Raw genomic sequence first — 13,188 nt, forward strand, 5'->3', positions numbered from 1 at the left:
CCTGCGGCTCGCGCCTGCGCTGACGCTGCTGGTGATGCTCGGCCCCGTGGCAGCCGGGCTGGCGGGCACGCTGCTGCCCGCCTTCGGCATCATGCCGGTTCTGGGCCGGGTCGAGCCCGGCCTCATGCCCTTCCGCGACCTCGCCATGTGGCCGGGCCTGCCGCGCGCCGCGGCGCTGAGCCTCGGCACCGGGCTGGCAGCGACCCTGCTGGCGCTGGCGCTGACCATGGCGGTCTGCGCCGGCTGGCAGGGCACCCGCGCCTTCCGCTGGCTCGAACGCGCGCTCTCGCCGCTGCTGTCCGTGCCCCACGCGGCGGCGGCCTTCGGCCTCGCCTTCCTGATCGCGCCGTCGGGGCTTATCGCCCGCGCCGTGGCGCCGGTCGCGGGCTGGGATCGTCCGCCGGACGTGCTGATCCTGCAGGACCCGCTGGGGCTCTCGCTGATCGCGGGGCTGGTGGTGAAGGAGATGCCCTTCCTGCTTCTGATGACGCTCGCCGCCCTGCCCGCCCTGCGCCCGGTCCAGAGCCTCGCCACCGCGCGCAGCCTCGGCTACGGGCGCAGCGTGGGCTGGCTCAAGACCGTGTTCCCGAGGCTCTACCCGCAGATCCGCCTGCCGGTCTACGCGGTGCTGGCCTTCTCCATGAGCACCGTCGACGTGGCGATGATCCTCGGGCCCAACACGCCGCCGACGCTGGCGGTGCAGGTGCTGCGCTGGATGACCGACCCGGATCTTGCCATGCGGCTGCGGGCGGCGGCGGGGGCCCTGCTGCAGCTCGGGCTGACCGTCGCCGCGCTGGGTCTGTGGCGGCTGGGCGAGATCGTCGTGGCCCGCCAAGGGCGGCACTGGATCGAGGCCGGCGGCCGCGGCCGGAACGACGCCCCGCTGCGGACGCTTTCGCTCGGGCTCGGAACGCTTTCGGCCGTGGCGGTGATCCTCGGGCTCGCGGTGCTGGGCCTCTGGTCAGTGGCCGGGTTCTGGGGCTTTCCCGCGCTCCTGCCCGACGCGCTCACGCTCGCCGGCTGGCGGCGCAGCGGACCGGCGCTGCTGGCGCCCTCGCTCGACACCGCGCTCATCGCGCTGGTCTCGGTCGCCTGCGCGCTGGTGCTGGTCGTCGCCTGTCTCGAGGCCGAGGACCGCTTCGGCCTGCGCCCCTCGTCGCGGGCGCTGTGGCTGCTCTACCTGCCGCTCATCGTCCCGCAGATCGCCTTCCTGCCCGGGCTGCAGATCCTTGCGCTGGTGAGCGGCGTCGATGGCACCCGCGCGGCGGTGGTCGCGGCGCACCTGATCTTCGTTCTGCCTTACGTCTTCCTGTCGCTGTCGGACCCGTGGCGCGGCTGGGACGCCCGCCACGCTGCCGTTGCACGCGCCTTGGGGGCCGGGCCCTGGGGCGTGTTCTGGCGGGTGCGCCTGCCGATGATGCTGCGCCCGGTGCTGACCGCCGCGGCAGTCGGCTGCGCGGTCTCGGTCGGGCAGTTCCTGCCGACACTGCTGCTGGGCGCGGGCCGGGTGCCGACACTCACCACCGAGGCGGTGGCGCTGGCCTCGGGCGGGGCGCGGCGGACCGTGGGCGTCACCGCGCTGATGCAGACCGCCGCCGCCTTCGTGCCCTTCGCCCTGGCGCTGCTGGTGCCAGCGCTGGTCTGGCGCAACCGCCGGGGGCTGCACCATGGCTGAGGGGCTGGTGCTGGAGCGACTGCGCATCACGCAGGGCGACACCGAGATGGTGGCGGTAGATGCCTCCGTCGCCCCGGGCGAGATCCTGACCGTCATGGGGCCATCGGGCTCGGGCAAGTCGACGCTGCTTGCCGCGCTCACCGGCACGCTGGCGCCCGCCTTCACGCTCGGGGGGCGCATCCTGCTCGACGGGCGCGACATCACCGCGCTGCCGCCCGAGGCCCGGCGCACCGGCATCCTGTTCCAGGACGAGCTGCTGTTCCCGCATCTCTCGGTCGGCGGCAACCTTGCCTTCGGTCTGCCGCCCGCGCTGAAGGGCCGCGCCGCGCGCCGCGCCCGGATCGAGACGGCGCTTGCCGAGATCGGCATGGCGGGCTTTGCGCCGCGCGATCCGGCGACGCTCTCGGGCGGTCAGAAGGCGCGGGTGGCGCTGATGCGCAGCCTGCTGGCCGAGCCCCGCGCGCTGCTGCTCGACGAGCCGTTCTCGAGGCTCGACGCCGGGCTGCGCGGCCAGATCCGCACGCTGGTCTTCGAGCGCGCGCAATCGCAGGGCCTGCCGGTGCTGCTGGTGACGCATGATGCCGCCGACGCCGAGGCGGCGGGCGGGCGGGTCATCCTGCTGGGGCGACGGGACGACTGACGCGAAAGGCTCAGCCCTCGCGCTTCAGCCGGTCTTCGAGGTGGTTGGCATATTCCGCCATCTTCACCCGGAAGCGCTTGTCGATTGTGCCCTTGGCAAGCTTCATCGACTGCACCATGAGCCGCGCCGACAGGGTGCGCGGCAGCAGCTCGATCTTCACGCCGACCCGGGTGCGGCTGCGCGAGAGCGCCACGAAGTCGATGGTGCTGCGGGTCTCGAGCCCGCCGATCACGGTCTGGTAGACCATGCCGTTGGGCGGGTCGTACTCGACCAGCGTCACCTCGGCCTCGCGCGCCTTGCCGCGAAACCGGAACGAGGCGAGCCAGACCATGCGCGCGGCGGGCGCCGCGTGGTCGCCCGAGAGCCGGCGCACCTCTGCCCCGCGGCGCATCGCCTGCCGTTCGATCTGGTCGAAATCCGTCGCCTGGGCGAAGACCCGGTCCAGCGGCGCCTCGATGTACTCGCGTGTGGAAAACTCCATCTGCCCGGTCCTCTGCCCCATCATTTCGATGTTGTGGTTGGCCGCCAGTCTTGCTTCAATCCAGCCGGTCCGCAAGCCAGTTGCGCAGCAGAAAATGCGCGATGGATCCGCGCCTTGCGGGCTGGATCGACGGGTTGGTTCCGGCAAAAGAGGCGACGAGTTCCTCGCGCGTGACCCAGCGGGCGGTCTCGATCTCGTTGGGGTCGATGGTGATCTCTTCGCTCTCGGCGATGCCGTGACAGCCGATCATCAGCGACGCCGGGAAGGGCCAGGGCTGGCTGGCGAGATAGGAGACCGCGCCGACTTCGACGCCCGCCTCCTCCCAGACCTCGCGGCGCACCCCCGCCTCGAGCGTCTCGCCAGGTTCGACGAAGCCCGCGAGGCAGGAATACATGCCCTCTGGCCAACCGGGAGAGCGGCCCAGCAGGCAGGAATTGCCGCGGGTCACCAGCATGATGACCACCGGATCGGTGCGCGGGAAATGCGGCGTGCCGCAGGACGGGCAAACCCGCTGCCAGCCCGCCTGGGCGACCTCGCTCTTCGCGCCGCAGCGGGCGCAGAAGCCGTGCGCGCCATGCCACGTGAACAGCGCCCGTGCCGTGGCGCCAAGCTCGGCATCGCGCGGGCCCAGCCGGTTCAGCAGGGCGCGCAGTTCGACGAAGCGCTGGTCGCCGGTGCAGGCAGGGTGCACCTGCTCGGAGCTGTCGAGAAAGCCCTCGGCCCCCGGTGCGCCCTCGTCCGGCTGCCATTCCGACAGGTCGCGGGCGAAGATCGCCTCGCCCTCCTCGCGCCCGAGGAAGATCGGCGCGGTCGCGGCGCCGTCGAACACCGGGTGCTCGAGCGGCAGGCGCACCAGCGTGGCGCTCTCGTCGCCGCTCACCAGCACCTTGCCGCGCCAGAGCGCGATGGTCCGGCTGCCCTCGGCCTGCACCAGTGCCGCCATCGCCGGGATGTCGCCCCGGAGCTCGGCCGCACGGTCGAGCCCCGAGCCTCCGAACGTCACCTCTTCCGCATGTCTCATGTCCCGCCCCGCATCACGCACACCAGTCTCGGAGGCTTGCATGACACGGCTCGCGCGGGGTGGCAAACCGCTTGCCGCGAAACCTGCCCCTTGCGCGAAGCCTATCCTTCCGGTTGAGTTGAGGTCTGGCGGGCCGGCCCTCCCCGGGTCCCGGTCCCAGCGGTCACCGCACCAAGGCACCTGCCCAGAGGAGAGCTGCCATGCCCCGTATCCGTCCTTCCGATCTCACCCGCCGCACCTTCCTGGCGGGCTCGGCCGCAGGCTCTGCCCTGATCGCGCTGCATCCCTATTCCGCCAATGCCGCCCAGAACCAGGCGCACTTGCGGATCATGGAGACCACCGACCTGCACGTGCACGTCTATCCCTACGATTACTACGCCGACAAACCGGTCGACACCGTGGGGCTCGGGCGCACCGCCTCGATCATCCGGGGCATCCGGGCCGAGGCCACCAACTCGATGCTGCTCGACAACGGCGACTTCCTGCAGGGCAACCCGATGGGCGACTACATCGCCTACGAGCGTGGCATGAAGGAGGGCGACATGCACCCGGTGGTCGCCGCGATGAACGCCGTGGGCTACGACGCCGGCACCATCGGCAACCACGAGTTCAACTACGGGCTCGACTTCCTGATGAAATCCACCGCGGGCGCCGAGTTCCCGGTGGTGCTCGCCAATATCGCGACCGAGGCCGGGTCCTCGCCGCGCGAGGACAAGACGCTGTTTAAGCCCTACGTGATCCTCGACCGCGAGCTCACCGACGGCGCCGGGAACACCCACCCGATCCGCGTGGGGGTCATTGGCTTCACCCCGCCGCAGGTGATGAACTGGGACCGCAAGCACCTCGAGGGCAACGTCACCGCCCGCGACATCGTCGCGACCGCGCAGGCCTACGTGCCGCAGATGATCGAGGAAGGCGCCGACATCGTCATCGCGCTCAGTCATTCGGGCATCGGCGCGGCGCAGTACGAGGAAGGCATGGAGAACGCCAGTGTGCCGCTCGCCGGGGTCGAGGGCATCGACGCGGTGATGACCGGGCACAGCCACCTCGTCTTCCCCTCGGCCGATTACGCCGACCGCGAGGCCATCGACCTAGACGCCGGCACCATCCACGGCAAGCCCGCGGTGATGGGCGGGTTCTGGGGCTCGCACATGGGGCTCATCGACCTGCTGCTCGAGCGCGACGGCGACGGCTGGCGCGTGGTCTCCACCGTCTCCGAGGCGCGGCCGATCTCGCAGCGCAACGAGGACCGCTCGGTCACCGCGCTGGTCGAGGACGACGCCGAGGTGCTGGCGGCCGCGGCGCAGGAACACGAGGAGACGCTGGCCTACGTGCGGCGCCCGGTCGGCAAGACCTCGGCGCCGCTCTACTCCTACTTCGCGCTGGTGGCGGACGACCCGTCGGTGCAGATCGTGTCGATCGCGCAGGAATGGTACATCAAGCAGATGCTGGCGGGGACCGGGTACGAGGGGCTGCCGATCCTCTCGGCGGCGGCGCCCTTCAAGTCCGGTGGCCGGGGCGGCCCGGACTATTACACCGACGTGCCGGCGGGGGACGTGGCGATCAAGAACGTCGCCGACCTCTACCTCTACCCCAACACCGTCCGCGCGGTGAAGGTCACCGGCGCGCAGGTGAAGGACTGGCTGGAACGCTCGGCCGGCATGTTCAACCGTATCGAGCCCGGCGCGCAGGACGCGACGCTGCTGAACCCCGATTTCCCGAGCTACAATTTCGACGTGATCGACGGGGTGACCTACCAGATCGACCTCTCCGAGCCGTCGAAATTCGCCGCCAAGGGCGAGCTCGCGAATCCCGACGCCAATCGCATCAAGGAGCTGATGTTCGACGGCGCGCCGGTCACCCCCGACATGGAATTCGTCATCGCCACCAACAACTATCGTGCCTCGGGCGGCGGCAACTTCCCCGGCGCCATGGGCGACACAGTGATCTTCGAGGCCCCCGACACCAACCGCGACGTGATCGTGCGCTACATCGTCGAGCAGGGCACCATCAATCCCAGCGCCGACGGCAACTGGAGCTTTGCGCCCATGCCCGGCACCACCGTGCTCTTCGAGACCGGACCGGGTGCGCGTGCCTATGCCGACGGGTTGCAGGGGCTTGCGATCGAGGAGGCCGGCGACACCCCCGAGGGCTTCGCGCTCTACCGCATCACGCTTTGATCACGCGACCCGGCGTCAGCGACGGCGCCGGGGTTGCGAATCCGTCGCAATGCCCCTAAGTGATGGGTCGAGAGGTTGGCGCGGGCAGGCACCTCGCCAACCCGGTCAGGTCCGGAAGGAAGCAGCCGTAACGAGCCCCGCTTGGGTCGTTGTCCAGCCTCTCACCTCAACAGGGCAAGCCCGCCTGCCGGCGGACGGCCCATGCGCCAGACTGCGGCATCAGCCATCTTCCCCAGATCGACTGCCGCCGCCCGATGGCGCCAGGCGGGATTTTTCGCCAGAAGAATCTCGCTGCCCCCAAGTCCCCCGCCGCATCCAATCCCCCGCTGCATCCAGGTCCCCCCGCTGCAACAGGCGTGCCGCTGCCGATGACCTCGGTATCGATCTACCTGACCCAGCCCCCTGCGATCTCCCAGCGCTGCGTTCCCGTGCGGCGCTCAGATGGTGCGCGCCGCGCTGTCGCCCGCGATCCTCGTGGATACCGCAGACCTCGCTCTTCACATTCGGAAACCCAGAGGCACCGCCGCGTGACACGGTGCCGCCGCGGACAGTGCGCCAGCGCCATGGCCTTGGCAATGCAGGCGCCCCGACCCCTAAAGCTTCGTGACGCTGGATCACCGATGAAAGATGCGGAGCCGCCATCCCAGTCCTCTGCGCGCTGGCTTCAACGCCGAGAAGCCCGGCCCCTGACTCCCCGCACCTCAGAAACGCCCCTTCGCGCGCCCACCCGCACGCGTCGCGCCAGTACGCCGACCTCAGTGTCGCAGTGACCGGCTCCGTCAGTCGCCGCGGCGCAGGAACAGCGCCGCCTGGCGCGGGGCCGACATGGCCCAGTGCATCTGTGCGGTTGTCTCGACGGCGCAGGGCCGCACCGTGCGCAGCCGCGCCAGCGCGTCGTCCGGTGCCTCACCCGCCTCGATCATCAGCCGCAGCGCCACCATGCCCGAGCGGCCGCAACCGCCCCGGCAATGCACGAGCACCCGCCCGCCCCCGCTCAGCGCACTCCGCGCCAGCGCGCTGACCTTCGGCCAGCGGGCGAGGAACGCCTCGTCGGGCGTACCGAAGTCGGCGATGGGCAGATGCTCCCAGCGGGCGCCGTGATCCTGCACGTGGTGCCCGATCCCCGAGGCCCCGGCGGCGGCCATCTCAGCCGCCGAGGTCAGCGTCAGCACCATCGCCGGGCGCCACTCGGCCAGATGGGCCGCATCTCCGGCAAAATCGCCTCCGGCCCCCGGCAGCGGCGAGATGGCGAGGATGCCGCCGGCCACTGGGAGCGCGTGGAGGATCATCTCAGAGCTGTTCCGCGGAGAAGGTGTTGCAGGCCCGGATGTCGCCCGAATCGTAGCCCCGTGCGAACCAGCTCGCGCGCTGTTCCGAGGTGCCGTGGGTGAAGGTGTGCGGCTGCGGCACCTGCCCCGCCCGCCGCTGCAACCGGTCGTCGCCGATCATCCGCGCCGCGTTCAGCGCCTCTTCGATGTCGCCGGGCTCGAGAAGCCCGTCCACGTGGGTCGCCCAGACCCCGGCGAGGCAATCGGCCTGCAGCTCGAGCCGCACGGTCAGTGCGTTGGCCTGGGTCTGGCCGGAGCTGCGCCGGGCCTCGTCGACCTTGCCAAGGATGCCGAGCTCGTTCTGGACGTGATGGGCGACCTCGTGCGCGATGACGTAGGCCGAGGCGAAATCCCCCGAGGCGCCAAGCTGCCGCGAGAGCGTCGCGAAGAATTCGGTGTCGAGATAGGCCTTCTGGTCGATCGGGCAGTAGAACGGGCCGGTGGCGCCGCTCGCACCGCCGCAGGGCGATTGGGTCTGCCCGGAGAAGAGCACCAGCACCGGCGCCGCGTAGCTGCGGCCGACCTGCTCGGGGAAGATCTGGGTCCAGACCTCCTCGGTGGTGGCGAGCACCTGCGACGAGAACTCGGCCGCCCGCTCTTCCTCGGCGCTGATCTGGCGCGGGGCGCCGCTCTGGCCCGACAGGTCGCCGAGCAGCGGGGTGACGTCGATGCCGGCGAAATATCCGATGGCCAGCACCACCAGAAGGCCGATGCCTCCGATCGGGGCGATCCCGCCCCCTCCCGACCTGCGACGGCGATCCTCGACGTTGCTGCTGCGACGAACTCCCCTGAGACGCATCCGGCGACCCTTTCTGGTGATGGCTCGAGGGGATCATAGCCCCCCCGTGGCGTAGCGTTAATAGACAACGAACGCGCAGGGGACGGTTTGGATCCCGCACCGCCAGCGCCGTGCCGCGCCTTCACGCCCGCGGCGGGGCCGGATAGTGCGGCGGCGGAGGGTCGGGATATCGCACCCGAGGCGGTTTGGGCGATCTCGCCGGAGACGGGGCGAGGAATTGCGTCGGCCGCTCGCAGGCGCGTCGCGGACATGCACACGGTGACCACGCTCGGCCAGCCTGCCGCCGCGATTCTGACGGAGCGGCCCCCAGCGTGGTCCTGCCACAGCGCCACCGCTACAGCACAGCGCCTCCGTCACAGCACAGCGCCTCCGTCACGCGCGGCCGCGCCTTCGTGGAACGACCGCGCGCCAAAGCCCTACGTAGGGTCAGACGGCCTGCCCCGGATGTGCCTCGACCCAGTCCTGCAGGAAGGCCGCCGCGTCCTCGCGCACGGTGCTGCGGATCGCGCTGTGCGGCAGGGCCACGCCCGCGTGCAGCGCCAGCTCGAGGCAGGCGATGTGGTCGGCCCCGTCGCGGTCCGGCGCGTTCTCCGAGCCGTGCAGGGTCGTCGACAGCAGCGTGCCGCCGTAGCGGTCGATGTGCGACAGGTCCGGGCGCCGGCCCAGCAGGTCAGACATGACCTCGGGCGCGCAATCGGCTTTTCTGCGCACGCCGGTTTACCTCGGGCGGCGGGGCGCATACCTTGGCCCGGTCCATCACCGCAACAGGCCCCCATGTCCGAGCAAAGCCCGAAGTATCAGGTCCTCGCCCGCAAGTACCGCCCCGAGACCTTTGCCGATCTCGTCGGACAGGATGCCATGGTGCGCACCCTGAAGAACGCGTTCAAGGCTGGCCGGATCGCCCAGGCCTTCATCATGACCGGCATCCGCGGCACCGGGAAGACCACCACGGCGCGGATCATCGCCAAGGGCATGAACTGCATCGGCCCCGACGGCGAGGGCGGCCCCACCACCGAGCCCTGCGGCGTCTGCGAGCATTGCAAGGCGATCATGGAAGGCCGCCACGTCGACGTGATGGAGATGGACGCGGCGTCGAACACCGGCGTCGGCGACATCCGCGAAATCATCGACAGCGTGCACTATCGGGCGGCCTCGGCACGCTACAAGATCTACATCATCGACGAGGTGCACATGCTGTCCACCTCGGCCTTCAACGCGCTGTTGAAAACGCTTGAGGAACCGCCGGCGCACGTGAAGTTCATCTTCGCCACCACCGAGATCCGCAAGGTTCCGGTAACGGTGCTGTCGCGCTGCCAGCGCTTCGACCTGCGCCGCATCGAGCCCGAGGTCATGATCGCGCTGCTGCGCAAGATCGCCTCGTCCGAGAGCGCCGAGATCACCGACGACGCGCTGGCGCTGATCACCCGCGCCGCCGAGGGCTCGGCCCGCGACGCGACCTCGCTGCTCGACCAGGCGATTTCGCATGGCGCGGGCGAGACCACGGCCGAGCAGGTGCGGGCGATGCTGGGGCTCGCCGACCGAGGCCGGGTGATGGATCTCTTCGAGAAGATCATGCGCGGCGACGCGCCCGGGGCCCTGACCGAGCTCTCCGAGCAATACGCCGACGGGGCTGACCCGCTGGCGGTGCTGCGCGATCTGGCCGAGCTCACGCACTGGGTGTCGGTGGTGAAGATCACCCCGGAGGCGGCCGAGGATCCGACGATCTCGCCCGACGAGCGCGCGCGCGGACAGGCGCTGTCGGCGAACCTCGGGATGCGGGCACTGACCCGGATGTGGCAGATGCTGCTCAAGGCGCTCGACGAGGTGGCGCAGGCGCCCAACGCGATGATGGCCGCCGAGATGGCGGTGATCCGGCTGACCCACGTGGCCGAGCTGCCCTCGCCCGAGGAGCTGATCCGCCGGCTGCAGGACACTCCCCCGCCGCCCCCGCCCGGTCCCGGTGGCGGTGGTTACGCGCAGGCGCCCGGCGGTGCCGCGACGCAGGCGATGGGCCATCCGCAGCAAACCCACCCCGGTCCCGGGCCGTCGGGCCCCGTCGCCTCGCAGGGCAACGCGGTTCTGGCGCTGGCCGCCGACGGGGCGCTGGCGCGCTTCCCGAGCTTCGAGCACGTGATCGAGCTGATCCGCGCCAACCGCGACGGGCTGCTTCTGGCGCAGGTCGAGCGGCACGTGCGGCTCGCGGCCTACCAGCCCGGCCGGATCGAGTTCACGCCGACCGACAACGCGCCCGCCGATCTTGCGCAGAAACTCGGCAGCGCGCTGCAGCGCTGGACCGGCAACCGCTGGGGGGTCTCGGTGGTGAACGGCTGCGAGACGCCGACGGTCTACGAAAAGAACCACGCCGCCGAGCTCGCGATGAAGGCCGAGGCCACGGTGCACCCGCTGGTACAGGCCGCCATCGCCGCCTTCCCCAGCGCCGAGATCGTCGAGATCCGCACCCCCGAGGCCGCGATGCAGGAAGCCACCGCCGAGGCTCTGCCCGAGGTCGAGGACGAGTGGGACCCGTTCGAGGAAGACTGATGTCTTGTGCCCGGCCGGGGGCGCCGGCGACAGGCCGGCGCGTGCTGGCACCTCTGGGGCGCGGGTGGCTGCGCACCCCGATGGCAGGCGGGTATCTGCGGGCCCATGGACGTGCGGATTTTCGAGGGCCCTGCCGCCGGTTGGATCGCTGGCTAGCGCCGACGCATGAAGTTCAGGTGCGCCTCTCTCCTGTGGAGGACGGACCACGCCTCTGTCGTGTCGACTCGGACCACGCCGCCGTCGCGTGGGTGTCGAACCACGCCTCTGTCGTGCGGACGCCGGAGCCGCACATCGGGCCGAAGGCCGGGCCACGCACGCGGCGCATGTCGTCCTGACAGCTGAAAACCACGCTCAGTCGGTCGCGGGTCTCCGGGCGTAAACCTCGGCGGCGCGGCGCAGGCCGTCCTCGATGCCGATCTCGGGGCTCCAGCCCAGAAGCGCGCGGGCGCGGGAAATGTCGAGCACGCTCGATTTCAGCTCGTTCTCCAGCGGCTCGCGCCGCAGGTCGAGGCTCTGCCCCGTCACCTCCTGCACCAGCGCCACCAGCCGTGCCAGCGAGGTGCCCTGACCGGTGCCGAGGTTCAGCGTGGTGACCCGCTCGGGCAGGTCCACGGTCACCACCCGCTCCACCGCGCAGGTGAAATCCGCCACGTGCAGGTAGTCCCGCAGGCTCTCGCCCGTGCCGAACAGCCGGAACGGCGCGCCGCTGCGCAGCGCCTCGAGCAGGATCGTTACCACCCCGAAGCCCGGGCCCGCGAGCGGCGAGCCGTAGGCATTCGCAAGGCGCAGCACCGTGAGCCGGAAGCCGTGCCGCTCGGCCAGCATCCGCAGCGCCTGCTCGGTGGCGGTCTTCTGCAGCGCGTAGAAGGATTTCGGCACCAGCGGCGCGGTCTCCGGGATCGGCAGGTCGTCGGTGTCGCCGTAGACCCCGGCGGAGGAGACGTAGACGAGATGCCCCGCCCAGCCGCGCGCCACCAGCGCCTCGGCAAAGGCGGCCTGCGGTTCGATCTCGCGGCGGCTGAGGTCCTCGAAACGGGCGAAGGGCACGCGCGGGCTGGCGAGGCCGGCGCAATGCACGATGGTAGCCGAGCGCTCGTCCCCGGGCAGCCAGTCCGGCGTCAGCACACCGGGCGTGACGATCTGCGACAGCGTCTCGGCGCGGAGCGGCAGCGGCTTGCGGGCGACCCCGGTAACCCTGCCCGGCAGCGCCGCCGAGAGGTGGTCGAGCAGCTCGAAGCCCAGCACGCCCGAGCTGCCGGTGACGTAGACCGCGCTCATGCCGCGGCCGCCGCGAAACGGGCGGGCGCGAGCGCGGCGCAGGTGGCGGCGTCGAGCGCGGGCGTTTCGCCAAGACAGAGCGCCCGGGCGAGCCCGGCCAGCGCCGGCGCGGTCTGGATGCCGTGGCCGCCCTGCCCCGCCAGCCAGAGGAACCCCTCGGCGCCCGTGTCGAAGCCGCAGACCGGGGTCTTGTCGGGCGCGAAGCTGCGCAGACCGGCCCAGCTCGAGACCATGCGCGTCACCGGGACGGTGACCGCGGTCTCGAAGCGGTGCAGCCCCTCGGCCAGCACCATGTCGTCGGGCCATGCGTCCTGCGGCGGCACCGGGTCGGCGTCGGCGGGGCTGACCATGAGCTGGCCGCCCATGGGCTTGGCGTACCAGGTCTCGGCGATGGAGCCGAAGAGCGGCCAGCGGGCGCAGGGCTGGCCGTCGGGCGCGGGAATCACCGCCGCCGAGCGCCGGTGCGGGGTGATCGCGATATCCTGCGCCCCCGCCATGCGCGCCACCTCCGAGGCCCATGCCCCGGCGGCATTGACGACGATGGGCGCGGTGTGGATCTCGCCCCCCGCCGTCACCTGCCAGAGCCCGTCGACGCGGCTCAGCCCGGTCACCGCCGCGCTGGTCCGCAGCGTGCCGCCGTTGGCCTTCAACCGCCGCAGGTAGCCCTGCAGCATCATGTCGACGTCGATGTCCCGGGCGTCGGGCTCGTAGATCCCGCCCGCCACGAGGTCCGGCTTCAGGATCGGCACCATCGCCTCGGCCTCGGCGCCGGTCAACCGTTCGAGCCCGGCGCTGCCGGCGAGGTAGTCCTCGAGCGTCGGCATCTCGGCCTCGGTGGCGACCATGAGCTCGCCGCGCGGGGTCAGCAGCGGCGCGTCGATGTCGAGGTCCGGCGCCTCGAAGAAGCCCACGGCCTCGTCGCTGAGCGCCCGCAGCGCGGCGTTGCCGTAGTTTCGGATGAAGATCGCGGCAGAGCGCGCGGTGGAGTGGCGCCCCGGCCCCGGCTCGGTCTCCAGCAGCAGCACTTCTGCGTCTGCGGACAGGGCCGCCGCCGCGCTCATGCCGGCCATGCCGCCGCCGATCACGATGATGTCAGCCATGCGCCCTCCGTTCGCCTCCGAGGGGCCGGGAAAGCCCCTATCCCGGACCGGGATAGACAGTGCTGCACCTGCACGCAAGCGATGCTCCGCCGATGCCCGGATCCGGGGGCGCGTCCTTGCGGCAACGCAAGCCCAACAATGCGCC

The 13,188-nt window shown here is 71.2% G+C and carries 11 protein-coding genes and 1 other RNA gene; 5 read left to right on the forward strand and 7 right to left on the reverse strand.

Translation table 11 applies throughout. The features are described from left to right. Nucleotides 1-34 precede the first annotated feature (34 nt). Both BLQ77_RS00355 and BLQ77_RS00360 read left to right on the forward strand, forming a co-directional pair. Nucleotides 35-1,675, forward strand: a complete 1,641-nt coding sequence (locus tag BLQ77_RS00355) for an ABC transporter permease (protein WP_165617006.1) — start codon at nucleotides 35-37, stop codon at nucleotides 1,673-1,675. Then, nucleotides 1,668-2,315 (forward strand): ABC transporter ATP-binding protein, encoded by a 648-nt coding sequence (locus tag BLQ77_RS00360; protein WP_089954090.1) that lies wholly within the window; start codon nucleotides 1,668-1,670, stop codon nucleotides 2,313-2,315. Before BLQ77_RS00355 ends, BLQ77_RS00360 begins: the two co-directional genes overlap by 8 nt. Nucleotides 2,316-2,325: 10 nt before the next feature. Here the strand turns inward: BLQ77_RS00360 and BLQ77_RS00365 are convergent, their stop codons facing one another. Both BLQ77_RS00365 and nudC read right to left on the reverse strand, forming a co-directional pair. Then, nucleotides 2,326-2,796 (reverse strand): SRPBCC family protein, encoded by a 471-nt coding sequence (locus tag BLQ77_RS00365; protein WP_089954092.1) that lies wholly within the window; start codon nucleotides 2,794-2,796, stop codon nucleotides 2,326-2,328. A gap of 55 nt (nucleotides 2,797-2,851) precedes the next feature. Beyond that, nucleotides 2,852-3,817: an NAD(+) diphosphatase gene (gene nudC, locus BLQ77_RS00370; protein ID WP_089954095.1), complete on the reverse strand. Its 966-nt coding sequence runs from the start codon at nucleotides 3,815-3,817 to the stop codon at nucleotides 2,852-2,854. Nucleotides 3,818-4,017: 200 nt separating this feature from the next. Between nudC and BLQ77_RS00375 the strand changes: the two genes are divergently transcribed. Then, a complete protein-coding gene (locus BLQ77_RS00375) occupies nucleotides 4,018-5,997 on the forward strand; it encodes a bifunctional 2',3'-cyclic-nucleotide 2'-phosphodiesterase/3'-nucleotidase (protein WP_089954097.1) in 1,980 nt (659 codons plus the stop codon). Between the two features lie 69 nt (nucleotides 5,998-6,066). Then, nucleotides 6,067-6,163: signal recognition particle sRNA small type (gene ffs, locus BLQ77_RS00380), an RNA gene on the forward strand. A gap of 613 nt (nucleotides 6,164-6,776) precedes the next feature. On the opposite strand, the gene BLQ77_RS00385 is transcribed toward ffs, so the two are convergent. The 3 genes from BLQ77_RS00385 to BLQ77_RS00395 form a co-directional block, all read right to left on the reverse strand. Continuing rightward, nucleotides 6,777-7,286, reverse strand: coding sequence for a protein-tyrosine phosphatase family protein (locus BLQ77_RS00385; RefSeq protein WP_089954099.1), 510 nt, complete (start codon nucleotides 7,284-7,286; stop codon nucleotides 6,777-6,779). Between the two features lies 1 nt (nucleotide 7,287). Then, the gene (ypfJ, locus tag BLQ77_RS00390; protein ID WP_089954101.1) at nucleotides 7,288-8,124 is read right to left on the reverse strand and encodes a KPN_02809 family neutral zinc metallopeptidase; all 837 of its coding nucleotides are present in this window, start codon (nucleotides 8,122-8,124) and stop codon (nucleotides 7,288-7,290) included. A gap of 426 nt (nucleotides 8,125-8,550) precedes the next feature. Then, nucleotides 8,551-8,835 (reverse strand): hypothetical protein, encoded by a 285-nt coding sequence (locus tag BLQ77_RS00395; protein ID WP_131821970.1) that lies wholly within the window; start codon nucleotides 8,833-8,835, stop codon nucleotides 8,551-8,553. 63 nt (nucleotides 8,836-8,898) lie between these two features. Between BLQ77_RS00395 and BLQ77_RS00400 the strand changes: the two genes are divergently transcribed. Continuing rightward, nucleotides 8,899-10,665, forward strand: a complete 1,767-nt coding sequence (locus tag BLQ77_RS00400; RefSeq protein WP_008885130.1) for a DNA polymerase III subunit gamma/tau — start codon at nucleotides 8,899-8,901, stop codon at nucleotides 10,663-10,665. Between the two features lie 351 nt (nucleotides 10,666-11,016). Here BLQ77_RS00400 and BLQ77_RS00405 read toward each other — a convergent pair whose 3' ends face one another. Continuing rightward, the gene (locus tag BLQ77_RS00405) at nucleotides 11,017-11,943 is read right to left on the reverse strand and encodes an NAD-dependent epimerase/dehydratase family protein (RefSeq protein ID WP_089954107.1); all 927 of its coding nucleotides are present in this window, start codon (nucleotides 11,941-11,943) and stop codon (nucleotides 11,017-11,019) included. Next, nucleotides 11,940-13,043 (reverse strand): NAD(P)/FAD-dependent oxidoreductase, encoded by a 1,104-nt coding sequence (locus BLQ77_RS00410; protein ID WP_089954109.1) that lies wholly within the window; start codon nucleotides 13,041-13,043, stop codon nucleotides 11,940-11,942. The genes BLQ77_RS00405 and BLQ77_RS00410 overlap by 4 nt, the downstream gene beginning before the upstream one ends. Nucleotides 13,044-13,188 lie beyond the last annotated feature (145 nt).

The organism is Salipiger thiooxidans (assembly GCF_900102075.1).
GTDB lineage: Bacteria > Pseudomonadota > Alphaproteobacteria > Rhodobacterales > Rhodobacteraceae > Salipiger > Salipiger thiooxidans.

Bases quoted from the DNA above. Each gene is read 5' to 3' on its own strand.
- BLQ77_RS00410 (WP_089954109.1), bottom strand. From the start codon at position 13,043: ATGGCTGACATCATCGTGATCGGCGGCGGCATGGCCGGCATGAGCGCG.
- BLQ77_RS00360 (WP_089954090.1), top strand. From the start codon at position 1,668: ATGGCTGAGGGGCTGGTGCTGGAGCGACTGCGCATCACGCAGGGCGAC.
- BLQ77_RS00400 (WP_008885130.1), top strand. From the start codon at position 8,899: ATGTCCGAGCAAAGCCCGAAGTATCAGGTCCTCGCCCGCAAGTACCGC.
- nudC (WP_089954095.1), bottom strand. From the start codon at position 3,817: ATGAGACATGCGGAAGAGGTGACGTTCGGAGGCTCGGGGCTCGACCGT.
- BLQ77_RS00405 (WP_089954107.1), bottom strand. From the start codon at position 11,943: ATGAGCGCGGTCTACGTCACCGGCAGCTCGGGCGTGCTGGGCTTCGAG.
- ypfJ (WP_089954101.1), bottom strand. From the start codon at position 8,124: ATGCGTCTCAGGGGAGTTCGTCGCAGCAGCAACGTCGAGGATCGCCGT.
- BLQ77_RS00375 (WP_089954097.1), top strand. From the start codon at position 4,018: ATGCCCCGTATCCGTCCTTCCGATCTCACCCGCCGCACCTTCCTGGCG.
- BLQ77_RS00355 (WP_165617006.1), top strand. From the start codon at position 35: ATGCTCGGCCCCGTGGCAGCCGGGCTGGCGGGCACGCTGCTGCCCGCC.
- BLQ77_RS00385 (WP_089954099.1), bottom strand. From the start codon at position 7,286: ATGATCCTCCACGCGCTCCCAGTGGCCGGCGGCATCCTCGCCATCTCG.
- BLQ77_RS00365 (WP_089954092.1), bottom strand. From the start codon at position 2,796: ATGGAGTTTTCCACACGCGAGTACATCGAGGCGCCGCTGGACCGGGTC.